This window comes from Acetobacter fabarum (assembly GCF_011516925.1).
Classification (GTDB): domain Bacteria; phylum Pseudomonadota; class Alphaproteobacteria; order Acetobacterales; family Acetobacteraceae; genus Acetobacter; species Acetobacter fabarum.
On sequence record NZ_WOTG01000001.1, the window covers coordinates 163,469 to 181,233 of the forward strand.

A 17,765-nucleotide genomic window follows, 5' to 3' on the forward strand; every position below is an offset into this window, starting at 1 on the left:
CCCCGTTTAGTCTGGTGACCAACCGGGGTGAAAATGCCCGTAAACCACCCGGGCCAGCTCCCGACTAACCCCCGGAGCCGCCTCCAGTGCCTCCAGCCCCGCCTGCTTGACCGCCCGGGCCGAGCCAAAGGTGTTGAGCAGCATTTTTTTGCGCGCAGGGCCAATGCCGGGAATGTCATCCAGCTCAGATGTCACAAGTGCCTTGGAACGCCCCGAGCGATGCGTGGTAATGGCAAAACGGTGCGCCTCATCCCGCAGCCTTTGCAGGTAATACAGAACCGGGTCGCGTAGGGGGAGCTGGAAAGGCTCCGTATGGTCGATATAAAACCACTCCCGCCCTGCATCCCGGTCCGGCCCTTTGGCAATCCCCACGAGCTTGACGCCTGTGACACCCAGCTCATCCAGCACGGCTCGCACGGCGGAATACTGGCCTGCGCCACCATCTATCAGCAGCACATCGGGCCAGTTGGAGGTATCTCCATCCTCCGCTTCCCGCAGGGCACGGCCAAAGCGGCGCTCCAGCACTTCACGCATCATGGCAAAGTCATCCCCCGGTGTGATGGGGCCTTTAATACGGAATTTGCGGTACGCCTTGCGGTTGAACCCTTCCGGGCCGCCCACAATCATCACCCCATAGGCATGCGCGCCCTGAATATGGCTGTTGTCATACACCTCTATGCGTTCAGGCGGGGCATCCAGCGCAAACACATCCGCAACGCCCTGAAGCAGCTTGGCCTGCCCTGCTGTTTCGGCCAGCCTGCGGTTGAGCGCATCCCGCGCGTTGGTTACGGCGTGATCGACCACCTGTTTTTTCTCACCGCGTTGCGGGTTGAGAATCTCCACCTTTTTGCCGCGCCGTAGGGCAAGGGCCTCGGCCATGAGCGGGCTTTCCGCCAGAGCATGGTTGACCAGAATCTGCGCCGGGCAAGGTTTGTCGTCATAAAACTGGACGATAAAAGCGGAAAGAATATCAGCCGGGGCCTCATCCTGCGCATGAGCCGGAAAAAACGAACGGCTGCCATTGTTGCGCCCGCCACGCACAAAAAAGACCTGAATGCAGGTCTGCCCGGCCTCCTGCCATAGCCCGAACACGTCCGCATCCTGCAAGGACGCGGGATTGATCACGCTAGACTCCTGCATTTGCGCCAGCGCGCGAATACGGTCGCGCAGCACGGCCGCGCGCTCGAAATCCATCTCCTCCGCCGCACGGTTCATGTCCGCGCCCAGTGTCTCACGCAATGCGGTGTCCTTGCCGGACAGAAAATCCCGCGCCTGTTCCACCAATTGCCCGTAAGCCTGCTGGTCTATGCGCTCCACGCACGGAGCGGAACAGCGTTTGATCTGGAACAGGAGGCACGGCCTGCTGCGGCTGTTAAAAACGGAATCCGCACAAGAGCGCAGCAAAAACACCCGCTGGATCAGGTTCAGCGTCTGGTTGACCGCCCATGCGGAGGCAAAAGGCCCCCACAGGCTGGCCCCCTTGACCGCCTTGCCCCGATGCTTGGCAATCTGGGGGAATGCCTGCCCATCGGTCAGCATCAGCCACGGGTAGCTCTTGTCATCACGCAGGAGGATATTGAAGCGGGGCTTCATCCGCTTGATGTAATTGGCCTCCAGCAGCAGGGCTTCGGCCTCGGTATGGGTTGTCACGATCTCCATGGAGGCGGTTTCCGACACCATGCGCCGCAGGCGTTCGGGCAGACGGCCAACCTGCGTATAGGACGTGACACGTTTTTTGAGCGAGAGCGCCTTGCCCACATACAGCACCTCCCCCTTGCTCCCGAGCATGCGGTAAACGCCAGGGGCAAAGGGCATGGTGCGCAGGGCATGGCGAATGACCTCCACCCCCTTGGCCGGAAGGTCAGGCTGGGCGTTGGTCTGGGCCTCCGCGTTATCCTGTGGCGAATTTTGTGCAGTCATCTGGCGCTCTTTGGGGGGCGATCAATTTCATCCACCGTTTTTGTGGATAAGTCTGTGGACGATGGGGGGCGGAAAGGGTGCAAACCGCAGATTTTCAGCCCTTCCAACGGATTGCATATTTTTTAATCAAACACATCATGCCATTGATTTAAAAGGATTTTACTCCTGAGCACCCTTAACCCATCTTTGCTTTTTTGAACTCTTTGTTGAAAATAGGGCGTGTCAAGAGGAATAGTGGACAAAATTTTCAGTCCGCAGCGTGGGCTGTAGTCCCGCTTTGTTCTGCCACCTGCTCCGCCTTTTCCAGCAGCCGCAAAAAATTCTCCCCCCAGAAGGCCGCTATCTCGCTTCGGTCATACCCCCTGCGCAGCAGCTCGGCGGTAATGTTGGCACCCTGCGTTGCATCCTGCCAGTCCGCCAGTGCGCCGCCGCCATCAAAATCGGAGGAAATCCCGACATAAGCGGGGCCAAGCCTGCGCACCACATAGTCAATATGGTCCACAAGGTCAGCAACACCAGCAGAACGCCGCCCCTCCTCCGGTTTGGGTTTGAGGAAGGCCGGCATGGCGGTTATCTGGATCAGCCCGCCGCTGGCCCCGAGTGCATCAAGCTGTTCATCATCCAGATTGCGCGGATGATCGCACAATGTGCGCACGCAGGAATGGCTGGCAACAACCGGTGTGGCCGAAGCCGCAACAGCCTGCAACATGGTCTGCTTGGAGGCGTGGGACACATCCACCAGCAGACCAAGCCTGTTCATCTCCCGCACGGCCTCACGCCCAAGGGTGGAAAGCCCGCCGTGTTTTTGCGGTGTATCCCCCAGACTGGGGCGATGGATGGCCGCATCCGCCAGAGCGTTATGCCCGTTATGGGTCAGGGTAACGTACCGCGCGCCGCGCTGGGCAAATGCGCCAAGCAGAGCCGGGTCCTCGCCCATGCCATAACCATTTTCCACAGCGGGAATAACCGCGATCACACCTTGGGCGTGAGCTGCCCGAATATCAGCCACGCGGGAGCACACCCGGGCCGTAACCCCATTATGGGTGCCCTGCATGGTGTTGATGGCGTCCAGCATGGCCAGACATTCCTGCTGCACCTGTGCGTGCGCCTGCGCTGTAACCGGCCCCTGTGCCGTGTAGGCTACAAAGCAGCCTGCCGACATACCGCCACGCTGCATTTTGGGCAGATCCACCTTGCGCTGGGGGGTGTCCTCAAACGCATCGGCCCGGTCAGGCCATGGAATGTCGATATGGCTATCGAGTGTCAGGAGGGCGCGGTGCAGGGCTACGGCATCCTGCGGGGGGGCTGGCTGGGGGCGTTGGGTATCCATGCTTCTAATATCATGGTGTGGTTGCCAGAAATTGCAAGACTCCTCCCACCCCTGTGTGCATGGAGGTGTCTGTCTTTTTGCTTGCCCTCCCCCACACAATACGCCATGCCCTGCCCATGCGACTTGTGACATGGAACATCAATTCCCTCCGCCTGCGTATGCCGCTGCTGGAAAAACTGACCACCGCCTTGCAACCAGACGTTGTCTGCCTGCAGGAAACAAAGGTGACAGACGAACTTTTCCCGCATGAGAGCGTGCGTGCCCTTGGGTTTGAACACCTGCACTACAAGGGCATGAAGGGGTATAACGGCGTGGCCATTCTCTCACGCCTGCCGCTCAGCCCGGTTGTGGACACGCCAACATGGTACGCTCAGGAAGACTGCCGCCATGTTGCTGCCACCGTTCATGCACCGGGGGGGGACATCACTCTGCATGATTTTTACGTCCCCGCAGGCGGGGATGAACCGGACCCGGAAACCAACCCAAAGTTTGCCCACAAGCTTGCCTTTGTGGACGAAGCCACACAGTGGTTTGCTCAGCAAAAACCAGCCCGTACGGTGCTGGTAGGCGACCTGAACATTGCCCCCCTTGAGCATGATGTGTGGAGCCACAAGCAACTGCTGAAAATTGTCAGCCACACACCACCGGAAACCCAGCGCCTGACCCAATGGCAGCAGACCGGCTTTGTGGATGCCATGCGCCGCTTTGTACCCCCCACCGACAAGCTGTACACATGGTGGTCTTACCGTAACAAGGACTGGCGCAAGTCCAACCGGGGCCGCAGGCTGGACCACATATGGGTCACCCCCGATCTGGTGCCGGAACTGGCCAGCATGTCCGTGCTGGAAGAGGCCAGAGACTGGCCATCCCCCTCCGACCATGTGCCTGTGGTCATGGACATTCACCCTCAATCCTGAACAAAAGCAGGCTCAGGGGGCTATTATATTCATGCCCTCTTAGTGCTCGCACGATGCGCCTGCCCGCCGCCCGACCAAGGCCGCCTGCCGGTTCTGAAGAACCGGCAGGGGGTCTGCCTGTACCAACCTTGGCGGCATGCAATGCACGCGTAAAAAACAGCGCAACACACGCGAGTAAACACATGCGCAAGGGGCCGATAAGCTGACCAAGAACCATGCACGGCAAGCATAAATTTAAATTGTGCGGCAATGTCGTTTTATGCCAGAAGTGCCACTATTATTTTACAAACAGGCAACTTCTTTCACTCAAAAAAGGTCGCGATGTCTATTTTTGATAATAGAGGCATTCTATGCCATATATATAAAAAATTATTACATAAATACTACTCAAATGACCTATGGATAGATTTGAAAATAAATGCAAAGAAGGAAACTGTAGATTACATATTAAATAATATGGGTCGTGCCATTATCTCCAAAGACCGTTACTCTTTGCTAAAATACGCTTTCCAACATGCCGACAAAGAAGGACTAATACTTGAATTTGGCGTCGAAAAAGGGGCCTCAATCAATTACTTAGCCTCCCTTACCCAGCAGACGGTCCACGGGTTCGATTCTTTTGAAGGCCTCCCGACCGACTGGAAAGGCACGATGGAAACAAAAGGAGCGTTCGATATGAACAAGGCTCCCCCCAAAGTGCGCCCTAATGTTCAGCTCCACATTGGCTGGTTTGATGACGTTATTCCTGTTTTTCTAAAACAGACAGACAACAGCATAGCCTATATGCATGTTGATTGTGACACGTACGAATCAACAAAAATCCTGCTGGATCTAACCAAAGACAGAATAAAAACCGGAACCGTAATAGTATTCGATGAATATTTTAACTACCCCGGATGGAAAGAAAACGAATTCAAGGCTTTTCAGGAATTTGTTGCCGACACAAAAATAAAATACGAATACATCGGCTTTTCATCAGAAAAAGGGCACGTCGCGGTCAGGATCATTTAAGATCCGGGCCTATTCCACGCGACTGCATACATTCGCTCGCTGCCTTTAAAAGCCTATCGTCACTCACAACAGTCCCCCTTGCAGAGCCCGCCTTGTGAGTGACGCATACTTTGCTGCCTGAAAACGCTCCGGCGCAGCCAATACAGCCCCGCCAGAGGCCCCATGGGCCGCAAATACCCCCACCTAGTAGCGATACTGCCAGACCAGCCCCACACTGCTCCCCGGGTCGTTTTCGGGCGTAGTAAAGCCCGTTACGGAGCCACCCGTGCCTACCGTGGTGTTGAGCTTAAGATGGTTTGTCAGGTCCACCTGCACCTGCGCCTGCGTGCCGGAGCCAGAGGTCGCCTGCTTGGCACCTACGTAAACACCTTTCATGACATATTTGCCGGCCTCCACGCTGGTACCACCATTACCAACGCCTGAACCGCCGCCAACGGCCAGCCTGTCCAGATGTAGGGTTTTACGCAAGGTGCCCATGGGGTCAAAGGTGGTCAGCCCGGTCAGGGTTGCCAGCGCCGTGCCCACCTCCACCATCTGGGTGGAAGAAAGCGAGCGGGCATCCGTACCAAACAGCAGCATGGCCAGCACCTGATCCTGCGGCAGGGAGGGTATGGAATCAAAGCTGATCTTGGGAGCGCTGGCATAGCCCCCTACCTTCAGCATGGCTGTCTGGCCTTCCACCGCCCGGTCGGCTTCAAAATCAAGCGTTGGGTCAAGCTTGTGTCCAACGCCCGAACCATTAAAGCCGACCCGGCCCTTGGTGAAGTTGAGCGAGATCCCCGCCAGATCAAAATTACCGCGCTTGAGGTCAAACCCACCGGTTACAACGGGGGCCTGTGCCGTGCCCGTTACATTCAGGCGGCCTGCCATTTCCGCATCCAGCCCGTGCCCGCGCACAAAAAACTTGCCCGGAGATGTCAGCTTAAGGTCCAGCCCGATAACCGACTGGTGCGTGGAGGCGGCCATGGCTTCCTCCACCCGCTTTTTTTCCTCGCCGGGGCGTATGATGTCCAGGCGCGCGACAGAGGCCGGGAGCGAATTGGGAATATTGATTTCCACGCGCCGCAGATCGACCCCACCGCTCACATCCATGCGGGTTTGTACCTGCCCGCGCACGGTTATGTCGGCATTGAGCACCGCAGTCAGCAGGTCACTTGTAACCGGGCGTGCGTCCTTGGCAAACAGATGCAGGTCTATGGGCATGCCCGGCATGGCAACACCCACAAAGCCATTTGCACCCAATGTGCCATCCCCTGCTTTTGCGCTGAGTGTCTGAATAACAATGCGGTCCCGCGCCCCGACCACACGACCGTTAATGGCGCTCAGATGGAACCCCTGCGCAAAATCCTGAAAATCTGCATTAATCAGGTCAACCGCCCCCATAATGGCGGGAGAGGCCGGCGTGCCACGCACCTGCAGGGCCAGCTGCACCTTGCCCTGCGCCTGCCGGGCCTGCGCGCCAAGTATGCCGTTGCCGATGCTCAGGTCCAGATTGCCATTGGCCCGCAAATCCAGCGGCCCCGTTTTGGACAGGGGCGCACTGCCACGCACCTGCAGGCCCATTTTGCTTCCGGCAGATGCATCAAGCTGCACCTGTGCCTGCGTGCGGGCAAAAGTGGCCGTACCCTCCACCTCCATTGCAGGAACGGAGGCCGCAGCAGAACTATCTGCCATACGCAGGTTGCTGCCCCTGACCTGCACCTTGCCTTCTGGCTTATCCAGCGCGCCAGAGAGTTTGGCGTTCAGAGACACCACACCCGTGGCGTTCAGGTCCGGCATAAACGGGTGTGCCAGTGCCGGGGTTACATTGCGAATATCCGCCGTAACCGACAGGCTGGGCTTTATCCGCCCGGCCACATCCAGCGTAGCAGGCTGGCTACCCGGCGTGGTCAGTACCGCTCGCAGGCGGTCGATTCCCAGCGTATCCCCAAACGAGACAAGCACAGGCGCTTGCAGGCGCAGGGTTTCCTGCTTTGCCGTGGCGTTCAGCTTCTGGAGTTTAAGCTGTTTGTCCGGCAGATTCAGCACAGCCTGTGTGTTCAGCATCAGGGGGCTGTTCATCCAGCTAGCAGGCCCCACCTGCGCGGCCAGCACCATGCCTGTATCCGGCCCTTTTGCACTCAGCTGCGCCTGCCCGCTTACCCCGGCGGCGGCCAGCCCGCCAAGGCGCAGGGTCAGGTCTGGCGTGGGATGAGCAACCGGGTCGGTTATGGAACCCGCCAGCGCAATCGACCCCACCTTGAATGTGGGGGTCTGCACATTCCCCTTGAGCTTGAGGGCCACAACCGGCTTGTCCTCGGCAGTGGTGGTATTGACCGATGCGGCCAGTGAGCCCGCTATTTTCTGGCCAACCAGAGGGCTGTAATCCGCCAGCCGGCCAATTGTCAGGTCCAGGTTCCCCTGTGGCACCACCTCTTTAGGGGCAAGTGTAAGCGCGCCTTCCCCTTTGGTGCTGTTCCAGGCCAGTTTTTGCAGGTCAAGGTGGCGCGTGCCATCGGCTGCCTGCCCAAATGCCACAGCCAGCTGCGCGGGCGCGCGGTCCAGCGTGCCCTCCAGAGCAAGTGTGCCCTGAGGAGCCACTGGCAGGTGGGCAACCGAGGCATCCAGCGCCAAAGCTCCCTTGGGCATTGAGGCAGTACCCAGATTGGCCTTTGCCCCCAATGTGGCAACAAAGTCCTGCAATGGCCCCTTGAGGGCGAGCACAATACTGGTATCCCCCCGCAAGGTAGGGGCCAGTTTTTCCAGCGCGGGCAGGCCGATATTGGCCGTTATATCCACATTGCGGCCAGTCTGCACATGGCCCTGCACCTTGGCGTCCAGCGCCTGCCCCGACAGGGTGAGCGAGGACAGGTCAATCTGCTGCCCGGCAGCCATACCCGCCTGCGCTGGCAACGGGTGCATGGCTGCGGCAAGGGCCAAATGCCCATCCGGGCCAATAAGCCCGGCAGCCTGCGCCTGCCCGCCCGTTATGGCCAGTTGGCCGCCGGTCGCCAGATGTGTCTCGCCCTGCGGGTCGCGGGAGCGGTCAAACTGGGCATTCAGGCTTGCATGCCCGCGCAGAGGCACGCCTGCAGCCTCCCCCACGGGGAGCAGGTCAGGCACGTTCAGGCTGAGTGTGCCACGCTGTGGTGCTGCTGCCTGCAAAGAACCCGACAGGGCAATAACAGGATGTTCAAGGGTAAAGACCACCGGCAACCCCGGCACGGCTGGCTTGGCCACAACATCCAGCTTGAGCGGGGCTGCCGCCAGCAATGTGGGCGCTTTACCCGGCAGGCGCAGCCCATCGGCCGTGAGCATCAGGTGGAGTTGTTCGGCCAGTGCAGCAGCATTACCGCCTTCCCCCGCAAAGCGGACACGCAGAGTACCCACCTGCACGCCAGAAGCGGCAAGCTGGTCCACATCCAGTTGCGCCGTGCCATGGGGAGCCGCCATTTTGCCATTCAGCCGGGCAGCAAGGCGCACGGCCTGCCACCCGATCTCGGACGTAAGAGAAAGCTGGGGTGACTGGGCCGAAACCTCCAGCTGGGCCATTTGCTGCGCAAGCAGGTCCAGCGTACCACGTGCCTGCGCGCTTACTGCTCCGGCGGAGGCCGAAAACGCCAGAGTATTGGCCGTAACCGGCCCCTGCATATCCAGCTTGAGCGCTATGGGGGTCAGTTGCGGCATGCCCAGCTGGGTTGCCACAAACCCACCATTTGCGCCTTCGCTCGCATTCAGGTGCAGGGCCAGCTTGCCCCTCCCCGTTGCCGTGGACAGGCTGATCTGCCCGGTCTGGTCCAGCCGTGTAACCTGTATGGCAATGTCGGAACGGGGGAGTTTTGGCAGGCTCAGCCCGTTAATAACCGGGTCAATATTGGCAAGCTTGCCATGCCCACTCACCCGGAAACTGGCTGCCTGCCCGGCAAGGGGCGCGCCCACATTAATCTGCCCGACCTCCAGCTTGCGAATATCCACCCCCATACGCAGGGCAGAAGGGGAGGACGAGGTCGGCTGGGCAGGCTGTGGAGTTGGGTCGGACACAGGCAGGCGCGGAATATCCAGCACACTTGCACTAAACACATAAATGCGGGCCTGCCGCCACACCATGGCCATGGGCGACCAGTCAAACCGCACGTCATGCAGTGTTAGCCACGCTCCCTGCCGGTCATGGATCGCCAGCGTTTTAACACGCAGGTTATCGGGAAAACGGCCAGACAGCCCATCCAGCGTAACCATGCCCCCGGTCAGGGATGCGGTCTGGCGCACCAGCATCCGCCGCCCCGGCCCCGTATTGGCACCTATGAGCAGAACGGTTGTCGCCAATGCGCCAATACCAGCCAGCGAGCCTGCGGTTATCAGCGCAAAACGGCCTGCGCGCCGCCACAGGCTGCGCGGTGGTGGAGGTGTGGGTGCGTTCGGGGGGGCGGGTGTGGCTTCTGGCATCAGAATGTTTCCCCCAGCCCGATGTACAAGTCCCACGAATCCCCACGTGGCGCACGGTTAAGCGGCACGGCCACATCCAGCCGGACCGGACCAATAGGCGTGTAATACCGCACACCACCACCAGCACCCACACGCAGGGTTCCGGTAAAGGGCATGCTGTTGCTCCCCACCTGCCCGGCATCCGCAAAAGCGGCCAGCCCAAAGCTCTTGAACAGGCGCTGCCTGTATTCCACCGTTCCCGCATCCAGCGAGGTGCCACCAATGGCATATTTGGTGTGGCCATATTGCGGCCCAACGCCCTGCCAGCGATAACCACGCACCGTAGCACTCCCCCCCGCGTACATGCGCTGGTCAGGCGGAATGTCCCACGTGCCTGCACCCTGAATACTGCCAATAGTTCCACGGAACGCCAGAATACTCCGCCCCGGGCGGCTTATACCCAGCTTGTGCAGGTCCACGTAAGTGGAGGCTGTTGCATTCATGATTGTAAAGAACGATGTACCCGCCTCCTTGCTCCCCAGAGAGACCGAGGGGGTCACGTTAATGCTCGCACGCACGCCATGTGTTGCGGGCTCTATGGGGTTGCCCACCCCGGTATTGTCATACATGCCTGAAAGCGGTGCCGAGAGAATGGTATAACTGCGCGAAACGCCGAACTGCTCAATTCTTTCCTGCTCTGCGGCCAGGCCAAAATTGCCGTTCCAGTTCTTGGCCAGCGGGCGGGTTATGCCCCCGCGCAACAGCAATGCCGTCTGCCGGTAGGACCAGAAGAGCTGCCGCAGGCCTTCTATGCGGGCATTCAGGTTCTGTTTGCTTTCCAGAAAGTCAGGTTTGAAAAAATCTGCATACACATCATACCCCAGCCCCTGCTGGGCAGACCCGCCAAGGCCGGTGATCAGGGCTGTCAGGCGCAGGCGCTCGGCATTGCCGAGCAGGTTGTTGTGGGTCCACATGGCCCCCACGCGGGCGCCAAGGTCCGTGGAGTACCCGAGTTCTGCCCCAATGGAGTGGCGCTTGCCTTCCTGAAAGGAAAAATCCAGCGGCATGGTGCCATTAACCGCCTTGTTGGAGGCATCCCTGACCGTAACATTGGAAAAAACACCCAAGGTGGTCAGGTCCTGCCGTGCGGCTTCTATGCGGGATGGCTGGTACAGCTCCCCTTCATGCACGGTCAGCCGCCTGCGCACGAACGACTGATGCACCCGCTTGAGTCCTTCCAGGTTGATCCTGCCAATATCCAGTATGGGACCGGGAACAACAGGGTACACAATATCCACTGTTTTGGTGCCCGGGCGCAGGTAGGCCATGGGCTTGTCAACCTGTGCCAGTGCGTGCCCGCTCTCACGCAAAGCATCCATCAGGCGGCCACCTGCGGCCAGCACATCTGCGGCTATGGCAGGCTGGCCGGTATGCAGGCCAAACGCTTTTTGCTGTTCGGGGGTAAGTTGCGGGGCAACGCCAGTGGCACTTTCCACCAGCTTGACCGAACCAAGGTGGAAAAGCGGACCTTTATCAACCTTAACGGTAATATCCACCTTGTCATGCTCGGGCACGGTCCCAATCCATGATGCCAGAGCGTTGGACATCCCATCCATGGCAATGCCCTGCTTGCCATTGCGGAGCATGATATGCACCGTGCTGTCGTAATACCCGCAGCTTTCCAGCGCGCCGCGCAGGCGGTCATATTCGTTGCGCACGCGCCCGGCCAGCGCAAACGGGCCAACCGCCCGCGTGGATTGCAGGCTTAACAGGTCGGACGAAGCCTTGAGCGCGGTATCCAGATCGCTCTGCCCGGTTGGGTCGAGGTTTGTCACATAGGGCTGTGGGTCTGCTGCCCGCGCGCCACATGTTAAAACGCTCCACAGCGCCGCTCCAGCCAGAAGCCGATTCGCGGTACCAGTAAACCTGCCAAGTATGTTGCGATTGTAAACGGCCACTCTGTCCTGTCTGTCTGTTGCTGCATGTAGGCTATGTGGCCCGTTATCGGGGCTTATTTTTACATGTTTCTCCCGGCCTACAAGCATACCATGACAAAAATTAGGTATTCCGCCAAAAAAAACCTTCTCACACGGTGGATTGTCCCCTCCCCCCTCTTCGCGGTATGAGAACGCATGTTTATGTGTTTCTTCCACATTGCTGCCCGCTCCTTGGCCCAACCGGCCAGCCTCTGGCAGAAGCAGGACCATGCGCACCAAGCCTGACCAACCTACGCAGTCCCTGCCCCTGGGCACGCCTGCCACCGCTCCGATCTCTCCCCTTCCGTCATGGGTAGATATGCTGTTCCGCCGTGCGGGGCAGGCCCGCTCGGCCATACGTCTGGCCGGACTGCTGGTATGGGTGCCGCTTTCCGTCGGGTTTGAAGCCTGCCTGCTGCCCGTGCCCGGCACGGCCAAAATCCGCTGGACGCGGGTTATCTGGGGTGTGCTGTGCCGCATTATTGGCCTGCATATTACCGTTGTGGGCAAACGGGTGGGCACGGTTGGGGGCATCAAGGCCCGCAAACGGGGTGAGCGGCCTGTTATCTATATTTCCAACCACATGTCATGGCTGGATGTGCCCGTGCTGGGCACGCTGCTGCCGTCTGTTTTTGTGGCCAAAGGAGATATTGAAAAATGGCCGGTCATGGGGCTTATCTCCCATATTGGCCGCACCATTTTTGTCAGCCGCCAGCGCAGCACCACCGGGCGCGAACGCGACCAGATGATCCAGCGTATGGTGAACGGGGATAATCTGGTCCTCTTCCCCGAGGGCACATCCTCCGATGGGTCGCGCGTTCTACCGTTCATGTCCGCTTTTTTTGCCATTGCCAAGCTACCCAAGCTCAAGGATGGCATGGACAAGAGCCTGCTGCCTGTAACCTACGAGCCCGGCATGGTGCCCCTTATACAACCCGTCTCCCTTGTTTATGACGAGCTGGAGGGCCTGCCGATCAGCCGGTTCCGCCGCCCTGTTTTCTCATGGTACGGGGATATGGATCTGGGCCCGCATGTCTGGCAGCTTTTGCAGTGGAAGCGCTCGCGCGTAACCGTTGTGCTACACGAACCACTGGACCCCGACCTGTTCCCCAGCCGCAAGGCGCTGGCGCAGGCCGCATGGAAAGCCGTGGCCGATGGCTGCGCCGACCTACGGCAGAACCGTGAGCCACGTGTGCAGCCCGGCCGGTTCAATGCGGCATCCCTGCCCGCCAATTTTTTACCCGCGCATGTGAAGAAAACAAAACTGCTGCTTGACAGAACGGCCTCATTTTTTGCTTCATTGAAAAAGAGGACATAACCAGCGCGGCCGCCCCAAAACGGCCGACATATTGTTCACGGCGGGAGGCCACTCTGTCCGGCACGGCATGGCTCTTATTACGCACCATTCCTGACCACGCCCTTCCAAGCCGTGAGAAAAGAGGCTTGACCTGCGCCCCCGCACGCCTGATGTCCTCTTTCCGCCGCATGGAATGGGCCAGCGGTAGAGCGGAGTGGCAGCCATTATGACCCGAACCCCCGACCAAACAGCACCGTCACGCGCCCTGCATGTGATTACATGGGGCTGCCAGATGAACGTGTATGACAGTGCACGCATGGGGGATGTGCTGCGCCCATTGGGCTACCAGCCGGTGGATACGCCCGATACGGCAGATATGATCATCCTTAACACCTGCCATATCCGTGACCGTGCGGCGGAAAAGGTTTTTTCCGAACTCGGCCGCCTGCGGCTGATCAAGGAAGCCCGTAAGGCGGAAGGCCAGCAGACCATTATTGCCGTGGCCGGGTGTGTGGCGCAGGCCGAAGGACAGGAAATTCTGGCCCGCGCGCCATACGTGGACATCGTTCTTGGCCCACAGACATACCACCGCCTGCCAGAAATGGTGGCCCGCGCGGCCCGTGCGGGGAATGCCGTTATTGAAACCGACTTCCCCACCGAACAGAAATTCGACTTCCTGCCCGAAGCCGAAGCCCCGCAGACACCGGGGAATTACACAGCCTTCCTGACCATTCAGGAAGGGTGCGACAAGTTCTGCTCCTTCTGCGTGGTCCCTTACACCCGCGGGGCGGAAAGCAGCCGCAGCGTGCTGTCCGTTCTGGCCGAAGCCCGCCGCATGGCCCAAAGCGGCGTGCGCGAGATCAGCCTGCTGGGGCAGAACGTCAACGCCTATCACGGCGAAGGCCCTGATGGCACGGTATGGGACCTGACCCGTCTGGCCTATGCGCTGGCGGAAATTCCCGGTCTGTCCCGCATCCGCTACACCACATCCCACCCGCGGGACATGAACGATGCGCTGATCGCAGCCCACCGCGACCTGCCAGAGCTCATGCCGTTCCTCCACCTGCCCGTACAGTCCGGCTCCGACCGTATTCTGCGCGCCATGAACCGTGGCCACACGGCAGATGAGTACCGCGACCTTGTGCATCGCCTGCGCGCGGCCAAGCCGGACCTTGCCCTGTCCTCCGACTTTATTATCGGCCACCCGGGCGAGACGGATGAGGATTTTGAAGCCACCATGCAGCTTGTGCGCGATGTGGGGTTTGCGCTGGCCTATTCCTTTAAATACTCCCCCCGCCCCGGCACCCCGGCAGCGGGCGCGCCCCTGCAGGTGCCCGAGGACGTAAAGGATGCCCGCCTGCAAGCCCTGCAGAAACTCCTGCGCGAACAGCAGGATGCGTTTAACGCATCCATGGTTGGCAAGACCGTGCCCGTCCTGTTTACTGGCAAAGGGCGCAAGCCCGGGCAGATTGCAGGACGCTCACCCTGGCTCCAGCCGGTCCATGTGATCGGCCCTGACCGCCTGATCGGCCAGACGGTGCCAGTCCGCATAACAGAACGCCTGACAAACTCGCTGGGCGGTATTCTGGAAGAGGAGAATGTATACGCTTGAACACCACGCGCACGTCCCCCCCTCCTTCCGTCGCGGTTGCGGAGCTGGCTCAGCCCGTAACCCTGCAATTTGAAAACAACGCGCTGCTTGCCCGACTGGTCGGAGACCACGACAGGCACCTGCGCTGCCTGGAAGAAGGGCTGGAAGTGGACGTTGCGCGACGCGGCAACCGCATTTCCATCCGGGGTCTGCCAGAAACCACATCCCTTGCCCGCACGACCCTGAGCCTGCTGTACCAGAAACTGGCAGCAGGCGAGACCATAGACATCAGCGCAGTAGAGGCGGCCATACGCATGTCCAGAGTACATGAAAGCAGACCTACCCTCCCCCTGTCTGTTGCTCCGGCAACGCCCTTTGCCAATCAGGACCCCACACTGCCCGTTATCCGGCTGCGGCAGGGCAACATAGAGCCCCGCTCCCCCGGACAAGCCAGCTACATGCGCGCCCTTGCCACCAAGGAGCTTGTGTTTGGCATTGGCCCTGCGGGTACGGGCAAAACCTATCTTGCCGTGGCTCAGGCGGTCTCCCTCCTGCTGGCAGGCTCCATTGACCGGATCATTCTCTCCCGCCCTGCGGTGGAAGCGGGCGAACGGCTCGGCTTTCTGCCCGGGGACATGAAGGACAAGATCGACCCCTACCTCCGCCCTCTCTATGACGCACTGCACGACATGCTCCCCGGTGATCAGGTCATGCGCCGCATGAGTGCGGGTGAGATTGAAGTCGCCCCCCTTGCCTTCATGCGCGGGCGCACGCTCTCGCACGCATATGTTATTCTGGACGAAGCCCAGAACACCACCATCGCGCAGATGAAGATGTTCCTGACCCGCCTGGGGCCGGGCTCACGCATGGTTGTAACGGGGGATCTGACCCAGATTGACCTGCCGCATGACACACCCTCGGGCCTGCAGGATGCGGTAGATACGCTTGAAAACGTCAAGGGAATTACCATTTGCCGTTTTGAAGCGGCTGATGTTGTGCGACACAAGCTGGTCGCGCGCATTATTGAAGCTTATGATGCAAAAACGACGACGGCTGATAAAAAAGGGCACTCCCGCCACAAGGGCCGTCAGGAGAACAATGGAACCGCGAAGTAGCCTTGGCCCTGTCCTGACGCAGGACGTGGCCGACCCTGTGGATACGGACCCGTATCCAACAGGGTTTCATGATGAGTTGACGCAGGATGGCCCGGATGTGCTTATCCGGGATACACGCTGGCGCTCCTACGCCCCCGCACCCGAAAAAACCGTGCGCCGCGCCTTGGCGGCCTGCGCGCAGTATGGGCTTGAACCCGGCAGTGTTGTGCTGGCAAGCGACCGGGAGGTGCGGCTGCTCAACGGCAGGCACCGGGGCAAGCATAAACCCACCAACGTACTGACCTTTGAACCCCCACCCGGCTATGGCGGGGGGGATATTATTCTGGCGCTGGAAACGGTTGTGCGTGAGGCCCGCAAGGCTGGTCGGCCAGTCAGCCACCATCTGGCGCATCTGGTTGTGCATGGCAGCCTGCATCTGGCTGGGTATGACCACCACCACCCAGGCGAAGCACGGGAAATGGAAATGCTGGAATCCCGCCTGCTTTCCCGCATGAAAGTGCCTAACCCGTGGAAGACCCGGTCATGAGCGAACACGATACGTCAGCCGAGCGGGCGGAGCCTTCCGGGCGAAGCCTGTTTTCGTTTTTTCATCGCAAAAAGCCTACGGGCGGGTTGCGCAGTTCTATTGCCGCCCTTGTGCAGCAGGCCGCCGAAGCAGGGGATGAGAGCGCCCCGGACGGCGAAAAACCCGAACTGGACCGGCAGGAACGTGCGCTCATCGCCAATATCCTGCGCCTGCGCAATATTTCGGCCGATGACGTAATGGTGCCCCGAGCCGATATTGTGGCCATGCCGGTTTCCATCTCTCTGGACGAGGCCCTGGCCATGATGCGGCGCGAAAACCACTCGCGCATGCCCGTGTACCGCGACCAGCTTGATGACATTGTTGGCATGATCCACGTAAAGGATCTTATTGCCTATGTGGGCACCAGCGAGGCGTTCAATCTGGAACCCCTGCTCCGCCAGCCCCTGTTTATTGCCCCGCAGATTCCCGTGCTGGACCTGCTGTTGCAAATGCGCCAGCGCCACATGCACCTTGCCCTTGTTATTGATGAATACGGCGGCATTGATGGTCTGGTAACGATTGAAGACCTGATCGAAACCATTGTGGGCGATATTTCCGACGAGCATGATGAACCCGAGGCGGTGCTGATTACCCCCCGCCCCGATGGGTCATATGACGTGGATGCCCGCTGCCCGGTGGAAGAGTTCGAGCAAAAAATTGGCCCGATTCTGACCGATAGCGAAAAAGAAGCCGAAATCGAGACCATTGGTGGCCTTGTCTTTCGTATGGCCGGGCATGTGCCCACACGCGGCGAGGTGCTGACGCACGAAAACGGTTATCTGTTCCGCGTGCTTGATGCGGATGCACGGCATATCCGCCGGGTACGGGTGCGCAAGCTGGGTAGCGAGGGAGAAAACCCCTCCAATCCACCGGCGCAGGCAGGTCTGCCTGCAACAACAGGTTGACGGCAGTTCTTTCTGCCGCCATCCCTGTTCGCAGCATTTTGGTCCATTGATCGGGAAGGCTTGGTTCCTCATGTCCTTTACACGTCGTTCTTTTCTTGTCGCTACGGGCGCCGCCCTTACCGCCAGTTCACTCCCCGGGCTGGCTTTTGCGGCCGATGCAGCCGATACGCGCTTTACCCCGCGCGTGCTGGGCAACCCCAACGCCAAGGTGGTGGTGGAGGAATGGTTCTCCCTGACCTGCATCCACTGTGCGCATTTTGCGGAAGAAACCTTCCCGCAGGTTAAGAAAAACCTGATCGATACGGGCAAAATCCGTTACGTTTTTCATGACTTCCCCACCGACCAGCTTGCAACACTTGCTGCCATGGTCGCACGCTCCCTGCCCGAAGAACGGTACGAGCCCTTCTGCTCGGCCGTGCTCTCCAGCCTGGATCGCTGGGCGTACAACAACGAGGCCGATCACAAGGCCGAGCTGCAAAAAATGGCGGCCTTTGCCGGCATGCCACCCGAAACGTTTGAAAAAGCGGTAACGGACCAGAAGCTGCTCCAGTTCATCATGACCGAGCAGAGCGAAGCGCAGGACAAATACAACATTGAGTCCACCCCCACCTTCCGCTTCAACAACAAGGAGCAGGTGTCCAGCGCCCTCTCCTACGACGACTTTGTTAAATATCTGAACAAGGCAAGCTGACTGTTTTTTAACAGTCAGCCCTCCCGACCAGAAAAACACAGATCTG

12 protein-coding genes are annotated in these 17,765 nt (G+C 59.6%); 8 read left to right on the plus strand and 4 right to left on the minus strand.

Annotated elements, in window-relative coordinates; translation table 11 throughout:
- Nucleotides 1-6 precede the first annotated feature (6 nt).
- Together uvrC and GOB83_RS00855 are read right to left on the minus strand one after the other, a co-directional pair.
- Nucleotides 7-1,920, minus strand: coding sequence for an excinuclease ABC subunit UvrC (gene uvrC / locus GOB83_RS00850; RefSeq protein ID WP_165924977.1), 1,914 nt, complete (start codon nt 1,918-1,920; stop codon nt 7-9).
- Between the two features lie 247 nt (nt 1,921-2,167).
- Nucleotides 2,168-3,250, minus strand: a complete 1,083-nt coding sequence (locus tag GOB83_RS00855; protein WP_165924978.1) for a dipeptidase — start codon at nt 3,248-3,250, stop codon at nt 2,168-2,170.
- A gap of 116 nt (nt 3,251-3,366) precedes the next feature.
- Between GOB83_RS00855 and GOB83_RS00860 the strand changes: the two genes are divergently transcribed.
- Both GOB83_RS00860 and GOB83_RS00865 read left to right on the plus strand, forming a co-directional pair.
- Nucleotides 3,367-4,167, plus strand: coding sequence for an exodeoxyribonuclease III (locus tag GOB83_RS00860; RefSeq protein ID WP_086646051.1), 801 nt, complete (start codon nt 3,367-3,369; stop codon nt 4,165-4,167).
- A gap of 321 nt (nt 4,168-4,488) precedes the next feature.
- Nucleotides 4,489-5,178, plus strand: coding sequence for a class I SAM-dependent methyltransferase (locus GOB83_RS00865; protein WP_165924979.1), 690 nt, complete (start codon nt 4,489-4,491; stop codon nt 5,176-5,178).
- Nucleotides 5,179-5,361: 183 nt separating this feature from the next.
- On the opposite strand, the gene GOB83_RS00870 is transcribed toward GOB83_RS00865, so the two are convergent.
- Entirely contained in the window at nt 5,362-9,600 is a 4,239-nt protein-coding gene (locus GOB83_RS00870) for a translocation/assembly module TamB domain-containing protein (protein WP_165924980.1), read from the minus strand.
- Nucleotides 9,600-11,480, minus strand: coding sequence for an autotransporter assembly complex protein TamA (locus GOB83_RS00875; protein WP_242005700.1), 1,881 nt, complete (start codon nt 11,478-11,480; stop codon nt 9,600-9,602). Before GOB83_RS00875 ends, GOB83_RS00870 begins: the two co-directional genes overlap by 1 nt.
- A 304-nt stretch (nt 11,481-11,784) precedes the next feature.
- Between GOB83_RS00875 and GOB83_RS00880 the strand changes: the two genes are divergently transcribed.
- The 6 genes from GOB83_RS00880 to GOB83_RS00905 all read left to right on the plus strand — a co-directional run bounded on the left by GOB83_RS00880 (nt 11,785) and on the right by GOB83_RS00905 (nt 17,719).
- Nucleotides 11,785-12,873, plus strand: coding sequence for a lysophospholipid acyltransferase family protein (locus GOB83_RS00880; protein ID WP_165924982.1), 1,089 nt, complete (start codon nt 11,785-11,787; stop codon nt 12,871-12,873).
- A 205-nt stretch (nt 12,874-13,078) separates the two neighbouring features.
- Nucleotides 13,079-14,464: a tRNA (N6-isopentenyl adenosine(37)-C2)-methylthiotransferase MiaB gene (gene miaB / locus GOB83_RS00885; RefSeq protein WP_165924983.1), complete on the plus strand. Its 1,386-nt coding sequence runs from the start codon at nt 13,079-13,081 to the stop codon at nt 14,462-14,464.
- On the plus strand, nt 14,461-15,558 hold the full coding sequence (locus GOB83_RS00890) for a PhoH family protein (protein ID WP_369823019.1): 1,098 nt from the start codon (nt 14,461-14,463) through the stop codon (nt 15,556-15,558). Before miaB ends, GOB83_RS00890 begins: the two co-directional genes overlap by 4 nt.
- Nucleotides 15,542-16,084 carry an rRNA maturation RNase YbeY gene (gene ybeY / locus GOB83_RS00895; protein ID WP_165924984.1) on the plus strand — a complete coding sequence of 181 codons (543 nt, stop codon included), beginning with the start codon at nt 15,542-15,544 and terminating at the stop codon, nt 16,082-16,084. The genes GOB83_RS00890 and ybeY overlap by 17 nt, the downstream gene beginning before the upstream one ends.
- On the plus strand, nt 16,081-17,028 hold the full coding sequence (locus GOB83_RS00900; RefSeq protein ID WP_086646049.1) for a hemolysin family protein: 948 nt from the start codon (nt 16,081-16,083) through the stop codon (nt 17,026-17,028). The genes ybeY and GOB83_RS00900 overlap by 4 nt, the downstream gene beginning before the upstream one ends.
- A gap of 70 nt (nt 17,029-17,098) precedes the next feature.
- Nucleotides 17,099-17,719: a DsbA family protein gene (locus GOB83_RS00905; protein ID WP_165924985.1), complete on the plus strand. Its 621-nt coding sequence runs from the start codon at nt 17,099-17,101 to the stop codon at nt 17,717-17,719.
- Nucleotides 17,720-17,765 lie beyond the last annotated feature (46 nt).

Coding starts and splice junctions, on each gene's coding strand:
- uvrC (WP_165924977.1), bottom strand. CDS start 1,920: ATGACTGCACAAAATTCGCCACAGGATAACGCGGAGGCCCAGACCAAC.
- GOB83_RS00855 (WP_165924978.1), bottom strand. CDS start 3,250: ATGGATACCCAACGCCCCCAGCCAGCCCCCCCGCAGGATGCCGTAGCC.
- GOB83_RS00860 (WP_086646051.1), top strand. CDS start 3,367: ATGCGACTTGTGACATGGAACATCAATTCCCTCCGCCTGCGTATGCCG.
- GOB83_RS00865 (WP_165924979.1), top strand. CDS start 4,489: ATGTCTATTTTTGATAATAGAGGCATTCTATGCCATATATATAAAAAA.
- GOB83_RS00870 (WP_165924980.1), bottom strand. CDS start 9,600: ATGCCAGAAGCCACACCCGCCCCCCCGAACGCACCCACACCTCCACCA.
- GOB83_RS00880 (WP_165924982.1), top strand. CDS start 11,785: ATGCGCACCAAGCCTGACCAACCTACGCAGTCCCTGCCCCTGGGCACG.
- miaB (WP_165924983.1), top strand. CDS start 13,079: ATGACCCGAACCCCCGACCAAACAGCACCGTCACGCGCCCTGCATGTG.
- ybeY (WP_165924984.1), top strand. CDS start 15,542: ATGGAACCGCGAAGTAGCCTTGGCCCTGTCCTGACGCAGGACGTGGCC.
- GOB83_RS00900 (WP_086646049.1), top strand. CDS start 16,081: ATGAGCGAACACGATACGTCAGCCGAGCGGGCGGAGCCTTCCGGGCGA.
- GOB83_RS00905 (WP_165924985.1), top strand. CDS start 17,099: ATGTCCTTTACACGTCGTTCTTTTCTTGTCGCTACGGGCGCCGCCCTT.